This window comes from Pseudomonas sp. SYWMCR5, from assembly GCF_057197165.1.
The window spans coordinates 148,539-163,468 of record NZ_JBXUNH010000006.1 but is presented as its reverse complement, the minus strand read 5'-3'; the positions used below and the strand labels follow the sequence as shown (position 1 = coordinate 163,468).

Annotated in this window: 7 protein-coding genes; 6 read left to right on the top strand and 1 reads right to left on the bottom strand. The window is 64.4% G+C overall.

Annotated elements, in window-relative coordinates; translation table 11 throughout:
• Positions 1–92 precede the first annotated feature (92 nt).
• The gene (gene putA / locus AC2CGW_RS17170) at positions 93–4,043 is read left to right on the top strand and encodes a trifunctional transcriptional regulator/proline dehydrogenase/L-glutamate gamma-semialdehyde dehydrogenase (RefSeq protein ID WP_484574347.1); all 3,951 of its coding nucleotides are present in this window, start codon (positions 93–95) and stop codon (positions 4,041–4,043) included.
• A gap of 73 nt (positions 4,044–4,116) precedes the next feature.
• On the opposite strand, the gene AC2CGW_RS17165 is transcribed toward putA, so the two are convergent.
• Positions 4,117–7,023 carry an RHS repeat domain-containing protein gene (locus AC2CGW_RS17165; RefSeq protein WP_484574346.1) on the bottom strand — a complete coding sequence of 969 codons (2,907 nt, stop codon included), beginning with the start codon at positions 7,021–7,023 and terminating at the stop codon, positions 4,117–4,119.
• A 273-nt stretch (positions 7,024–7,296) separates the two neighbouring features.
• On the opposite strand from AC2CGW_RS17165, the gene AC2CGW_RS17160 reads away from it, so the two are divergent.
• The 5 genes from AC2CGW_RS17160 (at position 7,297) to dbpA (ending at position 14,851) form a co-directional block, all read left to right on the top strand.
• Positions 7,297–9,099: an acyl-CoA dehydrogenase gene (locus AC2CGW_RS17160; protein ID WP_484574345.1), complete on the top strand. Its 1,803-nt coding sequence runs from the start codon at positions 7,297–7,299 to the stop codon at positions 9,097–9,099.
• A 30-nt stretch (positions 9,100–9,129) separates the two neighbouring features.
• Positions 9,130–10,572 (top strand): TldD/PmbA family protein, encoded by a 1,443-nt coding sequence (locus AC2CGW_RS17155; protein WP_186665863.1) that lies wholly within the window; start codon positions 9,130–9,132, stop codon positions 10,570–10,572.
• Entirely contained in the window at positions 10,572–11,903 is a 1,332-nt protein-coding gene (locus tag AC2CGW_RS17150) for a TldD/PmbA family protein (RefSeq protein WP_484574344.1), read from the top strand. The genes AC2CGW_RS17155 and AC2CGW_RS17150 overlap by 1 nt, the downstream gene beginning before the upstream one ends.
• A 70-nt stretch (positions 11,904–11,973) precedes the next feature.
• Positions 11,974–13,401, top strand: a complete 1,428-nt coding sequence (gene mdtD, locus AC2CGW_RS17145) for a multidrug transporter subunit MdtD (RefSeq protein WP_186665860.1) — start codon at positions 11,974–11,976, stop codon at positions 13,399–13,401.
• A gap of 112 nt (positions 13,402–13,513) precedes the next feature.
• Positions 13,514–14,851, top strand: coding sequence for an ATP-dependent RNA helicase DbpA (dbpA, locus tag AC2CGW_RS17140; RefSeq protein WP_288374157.1), 1,338 nt, complete (start codon positions 13,514–13,516; stop codon positions 14,849–14,851).
• Positions 14,852–14,930 lie beyond the last annotated feature (79 nt).

Below are 14,930 nucleotides of genomic sequence, written 5' to 3'. Positions count from 1 at the left end.
AATTCGGGTTGCACCCGGTTGCACCCGAGAGGTGCCTGGCGCTAATCTTGCCGCCAGCTTAGCCACGCCCGTGGCAATAACGAGGATAAGAAATGGCGACGACCACCCTTGGGGTCAAACTCGACGACCCGACCCGTGAGCGACTCAAAGCGGCTGCGCAGTCCATCGACCGCACCCCGCACTGGTTGATCAAGCAAGCGATCTTCAATTACCTGGAGAAGCTCGAGGGTGGTGCAACCCTGAACGAAATCAACGGCCACGCTGCGCAGTTCGGTGACGACGCTGGCGAACTCCCGGCCGACCACACCCACCAGTGCTTCCTCGAATTCGCCGAGAGCATTCTGCCCCAGTCCGTGCTGCGCGCAGCGATCACCGCAGCCTACCGTCGCCCCGAGCAGGAAATGGTGCCGATGCTGCTGGAGCAGGCCCGCCTGCCGGCCCCGCTGGCCGAAGCGACCAACAAGATGGCCGCAGGCCTTGCCGACAAGCTGCGCAACCAGAAGAGCGCCAGCGGCCGCGCCGGCATCGTCCAGGGCCTGCTGCAGGAGTTCTCGCTGTCGTCCCAGGAAGGCGTGGCGCTGATGTGCCTGGCCGAAGCCCTGCTGCGCATCCCCGACAAAGGTACGCGCGACGCCCTGATCCGCGACAAGATCAGCACGGGCAACTGGCAGCCACACCTGGGCAACAGCCCGTCGCTGTTCGTCAATGCCGCAACCTGGGGCCTGCTGCTGACCGGCAAGCTGGTCTCCACCCACAACGAATCCGGCCTGACCTCCTCGCTCACCCGCATCATCGGCAAGAGTGGCGAGCCGATGATCCGCAAGGGTGTCGACATGGCCATGCGCCTGATGGGCGAGCAGTTCGTCACCGGCGAGACCATCGCCGAAGCCCTGGCCAACGCCAGCCGCTTCGAATCCAAGGGCTTCCGCTACAGCTACGACATGCTCGGCGAGGCCGCGCTGACCGAGCACGACGCCCAGAAATACCTGGCCTCCTACGAGCAGGCGATCCACTCGATCGGCAAGGCCTCGCACGGGCGCGGCATCTATGAAGGCCCGGGCATCTCGATCAAGCTCTCGGCGCTGCACCCGCGCTACAGCCGCGCGCAATACGAGCGTGTGATGGAAGAACTGTACCCGCGCCTGCTGTCGCTGACCCAACTGGCCAAGCAGTACGACATCGGCCTGAACATCGACGCCGAGGAAGCCGACCGCCTGGAGCTGTCGCTGGACCTGCTCGAACGCCTGTGCTTCGAGCCATCGCTGACGGGCTGGAACGGTATCGGTTTCGTCATCCAGGCCTACCAGAAGCGCTGCCCGTACGTGATCGACTCGGTCATCGACCTGGCCAAGCGCAGCCGTCACCGCCTGATGATCCGCCTGGTCAAGGGCGCCTACTGGGACAGCGAGATCAAGCGCGCCCAGGTCGAAGGCCTGGAGGGCTACCCGGTCTACACCCGCAAGGTCTATACCGACGTGTCCTACATCGCCTGCGCCCGCAAGCTGTTGTCGGTGCCGGAAGCCATCTACCCGCAGTTCGCCACGCACAACGCCCACACCCTGTCGGCCATCTACCATATTGCCGGCCAGAACTATTACCCAGGCCAGTACGAGTTCCAGTGCCTGCACGGCATGGGCGAGCCCCTGTACGAGCAGGTCGTCGGCAAGATCGCCGATGGCAAGCTGAACCGTCCATGCCGCGTCTATGCACCCGTCGGCACCCACGAAACCCTGCTGGCCTACCTGGTACGCCGCCTGCTGGAAAACGGCGCCAACACCTCGTTCGTCAACCGTATCGCCGACCACTCGATCTCCATCCAGGAACTGGTCGCCGACCCGGTCGCGAGTATCGAGCGCATGGCCACCCAGGAAGGCAGCATCGGGCTGCCGCATCCGCGCATTCCGCTGCCGCGCGACCTCTATGGCAGCGAACGGGCCAACTCGGCCGGCATCGACATGGCCAACGAACACCGCCTGGCGTCGCTGTCCTGCGCCATGCTGGCAACCGCCCACAACGACTGGAAGGCTGCCCCGCTGCTGGCCTGCGCCACCAGCCAGGAAGCCGCCGCACCGGTACTCAACCCTGCCGACCACCGCGACGTGGTGGGCCATGTGCAAGAGGCGAGCGTCACCGACGTCGACAACGCCATCCAGTGCGCCCTCAATGCCGCGCCGATCTGGCAAGCCACCCCACCAGCCGAGCGCGCCGCGATCCTGGAGCGCACCGCCGACCTGATGGAAGCCGAGATCCAGCCGCTGATGGGCCTGCTCATCCGCGAGGCCGGCAAGACCTTCGCCAACGCCATCGCCGAAGTGCGCGAAGCCGTCGACTTCCTGCGCTACTACGCCGTGCAGGCACGCAACGATTTCAGCAACGACGCCTGCCGCCCGCTCGGCCCGGTGGTGTGCATCAGCCCATGGAACTTCCCGCTGGCGATCTTCACCGGCCAGGTGGCCGCCGCACTGGCCGCCGGTAACCCGGTGCTGGCCAAGCCGGCCGAACAGACCCCGTTGGTCGCGGCCCAGGCCGTGCGTCTGCTGCTCGAAGCCGGCATCCCCGAAGGTGTGCTGCAACTGCTGCCGGGGCGCGGCGAAACCGTCGGTGCCGGCCTGGTCGGTGACGAACGGGTCAAGGGCGTGATGTTCACCGGCTCCACCGAAGTGGCGCGCCTGCTGCAACGCAACGTCGCCGGCCGCCTGGATGCCCAGGGTCGTCCGATCCCGCTGATCGCCGAAACCGGCGGGCAGAACGCGATGATCGTCGACTCCTCGGCGCTGACCGAGCAGGTGGTGATCGATGTGGTGTCGTCGGCCTTCGACAGCGCCGGTCAACGTTGCTCGGCGCTGCGCGTACTGTGCCTGCAAGAGGATTCCGCAGACCGCGTGATCGAGATGCTCAAGGGCGCCATGGCGCAGAACCGCATGGGCAACCCCGAGCGCCTGTCGATGGACATCGGCCCGGTGATCGACGCCGAAGCCAAGGCCGGCATCGAGAAGCACATCCAGGCCATGCGCGAGAAAGGTCGCAGCGTCTACCAGGTGGCCATTGCCGAATCCGAGGAGTGCAAGCGCGGCACCTTCGTCATGCCGACCCTGATCGAGCTGGAGAGCTTCGACGAGCTCAAGCGCGAGATCTTCGGCCCGGTGCTGCACGTGGTGCGCTACAACCGCAAGCACCTCGACCAGTTGATCGCGCAGATCAACGCCTCCGGCTACGGCTTGACCCTGGGCGTGCACACCCGCATCGACGAAACCATCGCCAAGGTGGTGGACAACGTCAACGCCGGCAACATGTACGTCAACCGCAACATCGTCGGTGCCGTGGTCGGCGTGCAGCCATTCGGTGGTGAAGGGCTGTCGGGCACCGGCCCGAAAGCCGGTGGCCCGCTGTACCTGTACCGCCTGCTGTCGACCCGCCCGGCTGACGCCATCGCCCGCCACTTCCAGCGTGCCGACGGTGAGACCAAGGCCGACACCACCCTGCGCGACCAGCTGATCAAGCCGCTGCAGGTGCTCAAGGCCTGGGCTTCGAGCAACCAGCCCGAGCTGGTGGCACTGTGCGAGCAGTTCGCCGAACAGTCGCAAAGTGGCATCACCCGCGTACTGCCTGGCCCGACCGGCGAGCGCAACACCTACACCGTGCTGCCTCGCGAGCATGTGCTGTGCCTGGCTGACAACGAGGCCGACCTGCTCGCGCAGTTCGCCGCGGTGCTGGCGGTTGGCAGCTCGGCGGTGTGGGCCGACGGCGAGCCGGCCAAGGGCCTGCGCGGTCGCCTGCCGAAAGACCTGCAAGGCAATATCAAGCTGGTGGCCGACTGGAGCAAGGATGACGTGGCGTTCGACGCGGTCATCCACCACGGCGACTCCGACCAGCTGCGCGCGGTGTGCCAGCAGGTCGCCAAACGCGCCGGTGCCATCGTTGGTGTGCATGGGCTGTCCAGCGGCGATCAGCAGATCGCGCTGGAGCGGTTGGTGATCGAGCGTGCGGTGAGCGTGAACACCGCGGCTGCAGGGGGTAACGCCAGCCTGATGACCATCGGCTGACCGTACTGACGCCATCGCGGGCAAGCCCGCTCCCACCGGTTCAGCAGCGAAACGGTGGCAGCGGGCAACCCACCTATTGTTTTTTATTCGATTTCCAGAATTTGAATCTGGATAGAACGGGCGACTTTTTGGGCACCGGTTGCTCCGGCAAAACATGCAAAAGCGTTATCTTTTGCAGGCTGGGCACATGCTTCTGGAGGTTATAATTTACCTCTCCGTTCTCGATAGATGTGGCCAGAAATACAGTGTGCTGGGTAATCGCATCAACCTTAGCTATAAACTCACCTGTCGCCACGTCCTTCAGGCTGAAGACCTGTCTCGAGCTGATCGAGACCTCGTCCGGCTCGCCTCTTGCGCCCCTGTGAATCTGGTATTCAGAGGCCGCGCCCGGGGCCGCTGACCATATGCCGCGCACCTGGCCTTGCTCGTTGAACGCACCGCCGGCTGGCTCGATGGAGTAGAGTAAGCTTGTTATCTCGGCAGCCAGTGCTTGATGTGCAAGCATCGAAATAATCTCTAGCTGCTGCGAGCTGAAATACTTCTCAACGTTGTGTACAAACAAGGGAGTTTCCTCGCCGTTTTCTATCAGGGTGTACGTGTCACGCGTAAAGTCCTTGGCAAACTGTTCAGTCACCCCTAGATCCTGCGCGAGCTGCGAAGCCGGGCCAAGAGCTTCTTGCTCGCTGTTGCCCGACGGACCTATGACCCTTTCCAGTTCAGTGGGTTGATACGCTTCACTCTCACGCATCCAATACACCGTTAATTTCTTTCGACGTTGCGTGTCCTGACTGACATTGCCCTTTAGTACAACACCAGGCTTCAGATTTTTAAAAATCTCCGGAAACTCGATCAACTTGTCCAACGCAGCGAAGTCAGACCCGAACTCCGTCTCAAAACTGTGTAATCCATTGGCATCCCTGCGCGTCACCGGGTTGTTGCGCACCATGCAATACAAGTTGAGGCCCTCCACCGCACCCGCCGGGTCTGCGCTCAGCCACCGCCCGACCCACGGCTGGTAGTAGCGATAACCGTAGTAGTACAGCCCAGTCGCATCTCGTTCCTTGCCTGAATAACGCAAGGTCTTGTAACTCCCTTCAAGCTCGCTACGGGCCACCCACAACGCAGTTCCCCCAAAAGGGTAATACGCTTCATGGCTGATCAGCCTGCCCGCGCCGTCAACCTCCAGGATGCCGCTGCCCAGCGGCGTGTCGTAGCTGTAGCGCAGTTGATCGTTCTCCAACCCGTCTGGCACCTCGCTGCACCAGTGCAACATTCGCACCTGTGCATGACCGGGCTCACCGACCGAAATAACCTGCAACTCCTCCTCAAGGGAGGCATCGCGGGTAGTGCAGCGCAATTCAAGCCCGGGTAAATAAGTGACTCGAAGCGTGTGCCGGCTTGCAGCGGCCCACTGCGTGTTGACTTTCAGGACTCGCATGCTGGCACTGTCATAACGGTAGTGCTCATGGTCATGCCGCCCCTCCTCGCGTTGCTGGGAGATGACCTGATGCAACTCCCCTTGAGGCGTCCAGCACAGGGGATTGCCGGGCAACAGCGAGATCTGCTGACCCTTTGCCGTGAACAACGCCTCCACCTCGGCGGGTGTCTTCGCCATTATGCCCAGCACCGCCCGATTGCTGCGGCCACTGACTGTGATCTCGACGACACGACAGTGATTGCTGGCCGGCACCCGGTGCACGATGCGCGTCAGGTTGCCAGCAGTGTCATAGATATAGTTGCGGGTATAACGGGTAACGAGTGTCTCATCGTAGGGAGAGGGAGACGGTGTGTTGTACTCTCCCGCCCGCGATGACGCATTGACCTGCTCTCTTCCGCAGGCGCCGACCAATTGATAAAGGCTGTCGTAACAGTACGTGGTCTGCGGCTCCGCCACCTGGTTCCGCCAGAATCTTCTGTTGTCGGCCTCGTCCCGTTCGCTCACCACATTGCCCACCGGGTCGAACGAATACTGCAAATCCTGCAGGAGCCTCGCCCCCAGGGCATGACTCGCAGGCCGCTCGATCCGTAGCTGAACCTGGCGTTGCGTTCGTGGCTCAAAGAAATAGGTGCTCGACACACCGTTACCCTGCAGTTCACGGGTCTTATGTCCACCTGCCAGGTAACTCGTCGACCGGACGATCTCGCACTCTTGAGAGTCTTTGCGTCTCAGCCAACTTGCTTGGAGCCGACCCGCAATATCATAGGTGACACGCCGCCGGTTCCCGGCTGCATCGACGATGCTCGATACGGTTCCGGTTGCGTCCACGACCGAACACGTAGTGTGTGCCTGCGCAGTCGTTTCAAGTGCGCGGTCCCATTCATCGATACTCTCACCTTGCCAATCGACCACTGTCTGTACTTCATCTCCCTGCCCCAGAAGACGACGGGTGACAGACAGCGTGGTACCGGTCATGGCGATGGCGTCGTGCAACGCAAGGCCAGCAGTGTCGTAAAGACGTGTACAGCGACCAGCCAGGTTTCGCCCCCGCTCCAGTGCACTGCTCCCCCCATAGACAAAGCGCTGGGTCATGCGGGGAACACCACCGCCAACTGTATCGCTGATGCTCGACAAACGACCCGCCAGACCGTGAGCCTCGTACATCGATCGACGTACCACCGCCTGGCTGTAGTCGTCACGCCCTTCTGCGCCTGCCGCGATTGCACTGACATGCACCAAAGGCCGACCATCGATATCAGCCAAGGCAACTTCTATGCCCGCGTCGACACTCTGAACACGCAGCACTTTGCCAGTGAAATCGTTGCCCAACGCGAAGTTCACCAGACCGCGCCCAGCCATACGCGGGTCGACGCTCCGATCCAGGAAACCACGAGGATCGTACCTGTGCCGCGTGATGAGCAGTGTGGTCTGTCCAAGCGCAAGCGCATCACGATGGCAGGCGATTTCCCGTACCTTCAGCTTGCGAGCAAACGCCGATACCGATGGGGTTTGGCGATGGACTAATGGCGCGTTGCTGGTCATTGGGCGATGCTCCGGCTCAGGTCTAGATGGCATGCAGCCCCCAATCAGGGCTCAACGGGGATCCGGCAAAGGCCTAGGCTACGCCAGTGATGTACAGGCCACACCTGACAGAAATACCAGTAGAGCAGCGCAAAGGATCTCGAGAAGCAGCGAGCGCCACCAATCGCACACCTATGCTCAGCCTTCTGGAGTGTCATCACGCGCACCCATGAGCCTGTGCAGCCCCTCCCACTGGCTCTAGACTCGCAGCATCTCGAACCCAGGAATCCCGCCATGTCCGAGCACCTCCTCAACCCCCGCAATCTCGCCTTCGAACTCTACGAAGTCCTCGACGCCGAAGCCCTCACCCAGCGCCCGCGTTTCGCCGAGCACAACCGCGAGACCTTCGACGCCGCGCTCGGTACTGCTCGCGCGATTGCCGAGAAGTACTTCGCCCCGCACAACCGCAAGGGCGACGAGCACGAGCCGCGTTATGTCGACGGCCGCGCCGAGTTGATTCCCGAGGTCAAGCCTGCGGTAGAGGCCTTCCTCGAGGCGGGCTTCCTCAACGCCAACCGCGACTTCGACGTCGGCGGCATGCAGTTGCCGAGCCTGGTCTCGCAAGCGTGCTTCGCCCATTTCCAGGCCGCCAACGCTGGCACCACGGCCTATCCCTTCCTGACCATGGGCGCAGCCAACCTGATCGAGAGCTTTGGCAGCGAGGAGCAGAAGCGCCTGTTCCTGCAGCCGATGATCGAAGGCCGCTACTTCGGCACCATGGCCCTGACCGAGCCCCACGCCGGCTCGTCGCTGGCCGATATCCGCACCCGTGCAGAGCCCGCTGGCGATGGCAGCTATCGGCTCAAGGGCAACAAGATATTCATCTCCGGCGGCGACCACGAGCTGTCGCAGAACATCGTGCACATGGTCCTGGCCAAGCTGCCGGATGCACCGCCTGGGGTGAAGGGCATTTCGCTGTTCATCGTGCCCAAGTACCGGGTCAACGACGACGGCAGCCTCGGTGCCCGCAACGACGTGCTGCTGGCCGGTCTGTTCCACAAGATGGGCTGGCGTGGCACCACCTCCACGGCATTGAACTTCGGCGACAACGGCCAGTGCGTCGGCTACCTGGTCGGCAAGCCACACCAGGGCCTGGCGTGCATGTTCCAGATGATGAACGAAGCGCGCATCGGCGTCGGCATGGGTGCGGTGATGCTCGGCTACGCCGGCTACCTGTACTCGCTGGACTATGCACGCCAGCGCCCGCAAGGCCGCCAGGTGGACAACAAGGACCCCAGCAGCCCAGCAGTGCCGATCATCGAGCACGCCGATGTAAAACGCATGCTGCTGGCGCAGAAAGCCTACGTGGAAGGCGCCTTCGACCTGGGTCTGTACGCCGCACGGCTGTTCGACGACACCCACAGCGCACCCGACGAGGCGGCACGCGCCCAGGCCCAGGAACTGCTCGACCTGCTCACCCCGATCGTCAAGTCCTGGCCTTCGACGTTCTGCCTCAAGGCCAACGAACTGGCGATCCAGATCCTCGGTGGCCACGGCTACACCCGCGAATACCCGGTAGAGCAGTACTACCGCGACAACCGCCTGAACCCGATCCACGAAGGCACCGAAGGCATCCAGTCGCTCGACCTGCTCGGGCGCAAGCTGGCGCAGAACGGCGGCGCCGGGCTCAAGCAACTGATTCGCCTGATCGCCACCACTGCCGAGCGCGCCAGCCATCACCCCAACCTGGACGCACTGCGCCAGCCGCTGGAGCAACTGGTCAACCGCCTGCAAGCCGTGACCCTGGCACTGCTCGGCGACCTGGCCCAGGGCAAGGTTGCCGGAGCCCTGGCCAACTCGGCCCTGTACCTCAAGGTGTTCGGCCATTGCGTAATCGGCTGGCGCTGGCTGGAGCAGGCCATCCATGCTGAGCTCGGGCTGATGAAAGGCGTCGAGGTCGACCGCGATTTTTACTACGGCAAGTTGCAGGCCGCACGTTATTTCCTGACTTGGGAAGTGCCAGGCTGCCATACTGAGCTCGCACTGCTCGAGGCACGCGACGACACCTGCCTGGGCATGCAAGAGGGGTGGTTCTAGGGGGAGCCACCGCGAACAGGAGGTTCCCGCATGTTCGATTCCAGCGCCCTGCTGCGCCAGCGCTTCGCAGCGCTGCGCAGCAAGGCCGAACTGTTCTCGCTTCGCCACGTGAAGCAATCGCATCAATCGCTGTCGGTGCGGCGCAACGTCGCCGAACCGCCATTCTTCAGCCAGGACGAAGGTGCCATGCTCACCGTGCGCCTGAACGGCGTCGAGGCCTACGCCGCCACCGCCGACCTGTCGCAGAGCGGCCTGCAACGCGCCCTGGAACACGCCGAGGCCCTGGCCCGGCAGATCACCGGCCACCACCTGCTCGACCTGCGCGACCAACCGGTGCCGAGCACGCGCCACGACCATATCTCGCCCAACTTCGACCAATCGCTGCCAAACCTTGCGGATTGCCTCGAGCTGCTCGCCACCGAATCGGCCAGCGTGCCCAAGGACGAACGCCTGGTGGACTGGCAGGCGAGCCTGGGCATGACCCTGGTCGAGCAGACTTACCTGAACTCGGCCGGCGCCGAGCTGCGCAACGCGCAGCGCTTCATCTTTCCGGGCCTTGGCGTCACCGCCAGCGATGGCCGCGACAGCCAGAGCCGCAGCCTGGGCCGGGAGAACTTTGGCCAGCAGGGTGGCTTCGAAGTCGTCCAGCGCTGCGGCCTGGTCGGCGCCGCCCGGCGCATCGCCGACGAAGCCCTGCAACTGCTACTGGCGCCCAACACCCCGAGCGGTGCGCGCGACCTGCTGCTGATGCCCGACCAGATGATGCTGCAGATCCATGAGTCCATCGGCCATCCGCTGGAGATGGACCGTATTCTCGGCGACGAGCGCAATTACGCGGGCACCAGCTTCGTCAAGCCCAGCGATTTCGGGCAGTTGCAATACGGCTCGCCCCTGCTGAACGTGACCTTCGACCCTACCATCGACGAGGAGCTGGCCAGCTACAGCTTCGACGACGACGGCACCGCGGCCAGCAAGCAGTTCCTGATCCGCGAGGGCAAGCTGCTGCGCCCGCTGGGCGGCGCCCTGTCGCAGTTCCGCTCGGGGCTCGACGGCGTGGCCAACAGCCGCGCCTGCGGCTGGAACCGCGCTCCGATCGACCGCATGGCCAACCTCAACATCGAGCCGGGCGACCAGTCGCTCGAACAACTCATCAAGGGGATCGAGCACGGCATCCTGATGCGCACCAACCGCTCCTGGTCCATCGACGATGCGCGCAACAAGTTCCAGTTCGGCTGCGAATGGGGCCAACTGATCGAACACGGCGAGCTCAAGGGCGTGGTCAAGAACCCCAACTATCGCGGCATCTCCGCGCAGTTCTGGCGCAACCTGTCGGCCGTGGGCGATAGCAGCACCTTCCAGGTGCTTGGCACCCCCAACTGCGGCAAGGGCGAACCCAACCAGGTCATCCGGGTCGGCCATGCCTCGCCGGCCTGCGTGTTCCGCCAGATCGACGTATTCGGAGGAGACGCCTGATGAGTACTCCCTATCAAGAACGCTTCGAGGCATTGGTCAGTGCCCTGCGCGAGGCGCTGCACCCCGGCGAGCAATTCACCCTCGGCTACAACGCCGAACAGTCGCGCTTCGTGCGTTTCAACCATGCCAAGGTGCGCCAGGCGGGCGAGGTGGCCCAAGCTAGCGCGCAGTTGCGCCTGATACGTGAAGGACGCCAGGCCGAACAGCAGTTCACCCTCGGTGACGATGCGCAACTGGATCGCCAGCGCCTGCAGGATGCCCTGAAGCAATTGCGCCAGACCTTGCCGCTGCTGCCGCTCGACCCCTACCTGAAACTCGACGAAAGCGCCTGGCACAGCCACAGCGTGCAAGATCCAACACTGCCCGACTTCAGCGAAGTGCTGACGCTGGTCGAGCAGCAGGCAGGCGACCTCGACCTGGTCGGCATCTACGCCGCCGGCCCGATCTGCCGGGGCTTTGCCAGCTCGTTCCGCGCCTTCGGCTGGCACCAGGCCAACAGCTTCAATTTCGACTGGAGCCTGTTCCACACCAATGGCCAGGCCGTGAAGGCCAACTATGCAGGCCAGGTCTGGAGCGGCGAGGCCTTCAGTGCACGCCTGCAACTGGCCCGCGAACAGCTTGAGTACCTGGGGCGCCCGACGATCACCCTCAAGCCTGGCAGCTACCGCGCCTACCTGGCACCCGCGGCCATGGACGAGATCGCCGGCATGCTGGCCTGGGGCGGTTTCTCGGCCCAGGCCCTGGCCACCGGCAACAGCCCACTGCAGCGTCTGTACACCGGTGATGACAAGCTCGATCCGCGGGTCAGCTTCTCGGAGCAGGTCAGCGGTTCGCTGAGCCCGGCGTTCTCCAGCGAGGGCTCGCCCCGCAAGGACGTAGCGCTGATCGTCGAAGGCCGGGGCCACGCACGCCTGGTCAGCCCCCGCAGCGCAGTAGAGTTCGACCTGCCGGGCAACGGCGCCGACAGCTACGAGGCACCGTGCGCCCTGAGCCTGGCACCGGGCGAGCTGGCGTCGGCGGATATCCTGGCGCGCCTGGATACCGGGCTGTACATCAGCAACCTCTGGTATCTGAACTATTCAGACCTGCCGGCAGCGCGGATGACCGGCCTGACGCGCTTCGCCACCTTCTGGGTGGAAAACGGCCAGATCCAGGGCCCGGTCAGCACCATGCGCTTCGACGACAGCCTCTATAACCTGCTGGGTAAGCAGTTGGAAGAGCTGACCCGTGACCGCGAGCTGATCCTGTCGACCAGTACCTATGGGCAGCGGCAAACCGGATCGAGTCATCTGCCCGGGGCGTTGGTCAGAGGATTGACGCTGACACTGTAACGTCACGCCCCTGTGGGAGCGGCGGTTCGCCGCGCCCGCAGGGAACTGCGCACTTTTCAGGATTGAGGCCATGCCCGAACGCGCCCCGCTCGACCCCACCACCGCCCGCTGGATCCCCTGGGTGGTGGCCATCGCCTTCTTCATGCAGTCGCTCGACGGCACCATCCTCAACACCGCACTGCCAGCCATGGCCCGCTCGCTAGCAGAAGACCCGCTGCGCATGCAGGGTGTGATCATCGCCTACATGCTCACCGTGGCGCTGCTGATCCCGGCCTCGGGCTGGATCGCCGACCGCTTCGGCACCAAGCACATTTTCTTCGGCGCCATCCTGTTGTTCAGCCTGGGTTCGCTGCTGTGCGCGGCGGCCAATAGCCTGGGCTTCCTGATCATCGCCCGCGTCATCCAGGGCCTGGGCGGTGCCCTGATGCTGCCGGTCGGGCGATTGGTAGTGCTACGCGCCTATCCGCGCTCGGAGCTGGTGCGGATCATGAGCTTCATCACCATCCCCGGCCTGCTCGGTCCGCTGCTGGGTCCGACCGTCGGCGGCTGGCTGGTGGAAATCCTCAGTTGGCACTGGATCTTCCTGCTCAACCTGCCGGTCGGCGCACTGGGCTGCTACGCAGTATGGAAGTTCATCCCCGACCTGCGCGGCAGCGAACGCACCACCTTCGACGGGCCCGGGTTCATCCTGTTCGGTGCCGCGATGGTGCTGATCACCATCGCCATGGAGGGCCTGGGCGAGTTGCACCTGCCGCACCTGCGGGTGATGTTGCTGCTGTTTGCTGGCATGGCCTGCCTTGCCGCCTACTGGCTGCGCGCCGGGCGTGACCCGGAGCCGCTGTTCTCGCCCAGCCTGTTCCGCGTGCGCACCTTTGCCATCGGCATCCTCGGCAACCTGTTCGCCCGCCTGGGCAGCGGCGCCCTGCCCTTCCTGGTGCCGCTGCTGCTGCAGGTGGCGCTAGGCTACTCGCCGGCCCAGGCCGGCATGAGCATGATCCCGCTGGCCGCCGCGGCGATGATCGCCAAGTCGGTGGCACGGCCGCTGATCGAGCGCCTCGGCTACCGCATCATCCTCACCGGCAACACGCTGTTGCTGGGTGTACTGCTGGCCAGCCTGGGGCTGGTCGACGAACAGACACCCTATTGGCTGCTGCTGGTGCAACTGGGCTTGCTGGGGGCAGTGAACTCGCTGCAGTTCACTGCAATGAACACAGTGACGCTGATCGACCTCGACGACGCCAGCGCCAGCAGCGGCAACAGCCTGCTGTCGGTGGTCGCGCAACTGTCGCTGAGCCTGGGCGTAGCCTGCGCCGGTGCGCTGCTCGGCGGCTTTACCGCCTCCGGCAGCGCCGAGGGTGTGGAAACCACGCTGGGCGCGTTCCAGTTGACCTTCCTGACCATCGGCCTGATGGCGATGCTGGCCGCGGCGATCTTCCTGCAACTGTCGCCGACGGACGGAAGGCGTGCCCGTCGTCCGGAAGAGCATGTGGAAACGTAGGGCGAATGGCCATGAGGCTGGTAGACTGTGCGGCATTTTTCGCTTCGCACCGCAGGCCCGCCTCGTGACCACCGAATCCACCGCTTTCGCCTCCCTGCCGCTGTCCGCCGCCATGCTGGCCAACCTGGACGCCCTGGGCTATGCCTCGATGACCCCGATCCAGGCCCAGAGCCTGCCGGTCATCCTCAAGGGCCAGGACCTGATCGCCCAGGCCAAGACCGGCAGCGGCAAGACCGCCGCCTTCGGCATCGGCCTGCTCAATCCGATCAACCCGCGCTTCTTCGGCTGCCAGGCGCTGGTGCTGTGCCCGACGCGCGAACTGGCCGACCAGGTCGCCAAGGAGCTGCGCCGCCTGGCCCGCGCCGAAGACAACATCAAGATCCTCACCCTCTGCGGTGGCGTCTCGCTGGGCCCGCAGATCGCCTCGCTGGAGCACGGTGCGCATATCATCGTCGGCACCCCGGGCCGTATCCAGCAGCACCTGGACAAGGGCACCCTGGACCTGAAAGGGCTCAACACCCTGGTACTCGACGAAGCCGACCGCATGCTCGACATGGGCTTCTTCGACGCCATCGCCGCCATCATCGGCAAGACCCCGTCGCGCCGCCAGACCCTGCTGTTCTCGGCCACCTACCCGGCCGGCATCGAGCAACTGGCCGCCGACTTCATGCGCAAGCCGCAGCAGGTCACGGTCGAGAGCCAGCACAGCGACAGCCAGATCGAGCAGCGTTTCATCGAGATCGATCCACAGCAGCGCCTGGAGGCGGTTACCCGCGTACTGGGCCACTACCGCCCGCAGTCTTGCGTGGCGTTCTGCTTCACCAAGCAGCAGTGCGAGGACCTGGTCGCCCACCTGACCGCCAAGGGCATCGTCGCCCAGGCCCTGCACGGTGATCTGGAACAGCGTGACCGCGACCAGGTGCTGACGATGTTCGCCAACCGCAGCAGCTCGGTACTGGTGGCCACCGATGTCGCCGCCCGAGGCCTGGACATCGACGGCCTGGACCTGGTGATCAACGTGGAGCTGGCGCGTGATGCCGAGATCCATGTGCACCGCGTCGGGCGTACCGGCCGTGCCGGCGAGAAAGGCGTGGCGATCAGCCTGGTGGCCCCGGCCGAAGGCCACCGCGCGCAAGCCATCGAAGACCTGCAGAAGCGCCCGCTGCGCTGGGAGCAGTTGGACAGCCTGAAGAACAAGGGCGGTGAGCCACTGCTGCCGACCATGACCACCCTGTGCATCGCCGCCGGGCGCAAGGACAAGCTGCGTCCGGGCGATATCCTTGGCGCCCTGACCGGCGATGCCGGGCTGCCGGGCAAGCAGGTGGGCAAGATCGCCATCTTCGATTTCGTCGCTTTCGTGGCGGTGGAGCGGGCCGTGGCCAAGCAGGCGATGCAGCGCTTGAACAGCGGCAAGATCAAGGGCCGGGCCCTGAAAGTCCGTATCGTCTGACCTATTCTGGGGCTGCTTTTGCAGCCCATCGCAGGCAAGCCAGCTCCCACAGGATCTCCACAGGCCTAAGGCCGAGTGC

Bases quoted from the DNA above. Each gene is read 5' to 3' on its own strand.
- putA (WP_484574347.1), top strand. From the start codon at position 93: ATGGCGACGACCACCCTTGGGGTCAAACTCGACGACCCGACCCGTGAG.
- AC2CGW_RS17165 (WP_484574346.1), bottom strand. From the start codon at position 7,023: ATGACCAGCAACGCGCCATTAGTCCATCGCCAAACCCCATCGGTATCG.
- AC2CGW_RS17160 (WP_484574345.1), top strand. From the start codon at position 7,297: ATGTCCGAGCACCTCCTCAACCCCCGCAATCTCGCCTTCGAACTCTAC.
- AC2CGW_RS17155 (WP_186665863.1), top strand. From the start codon at position 9,130: ATGTTCGATTCCAGCGCCCTGCTGCGCCAGCGCTTCGCAGCGCTGCGC.
- AC2CGW_RS17150 (WP_484574344.1), top strand. From the start codon at position 10,572: ATGAGTACTCCCTATCAAGAACGCTTCGAGGCATTGGTCAGTGCCCTG.
- mdtD (WP_186665860.1), top strand. From the start codon at position 11,974: ATGCCCGAACGCGCCCCGCTCGACCCCACCACCGCCCGCTGGATCCCC.
- dbpA (WP_288374157.1), top strand. From the start codon at position 13,514: ATGCTGGCCAACCTGGACGCCCTGGGCTATGCCTCGATGACCCCGATC.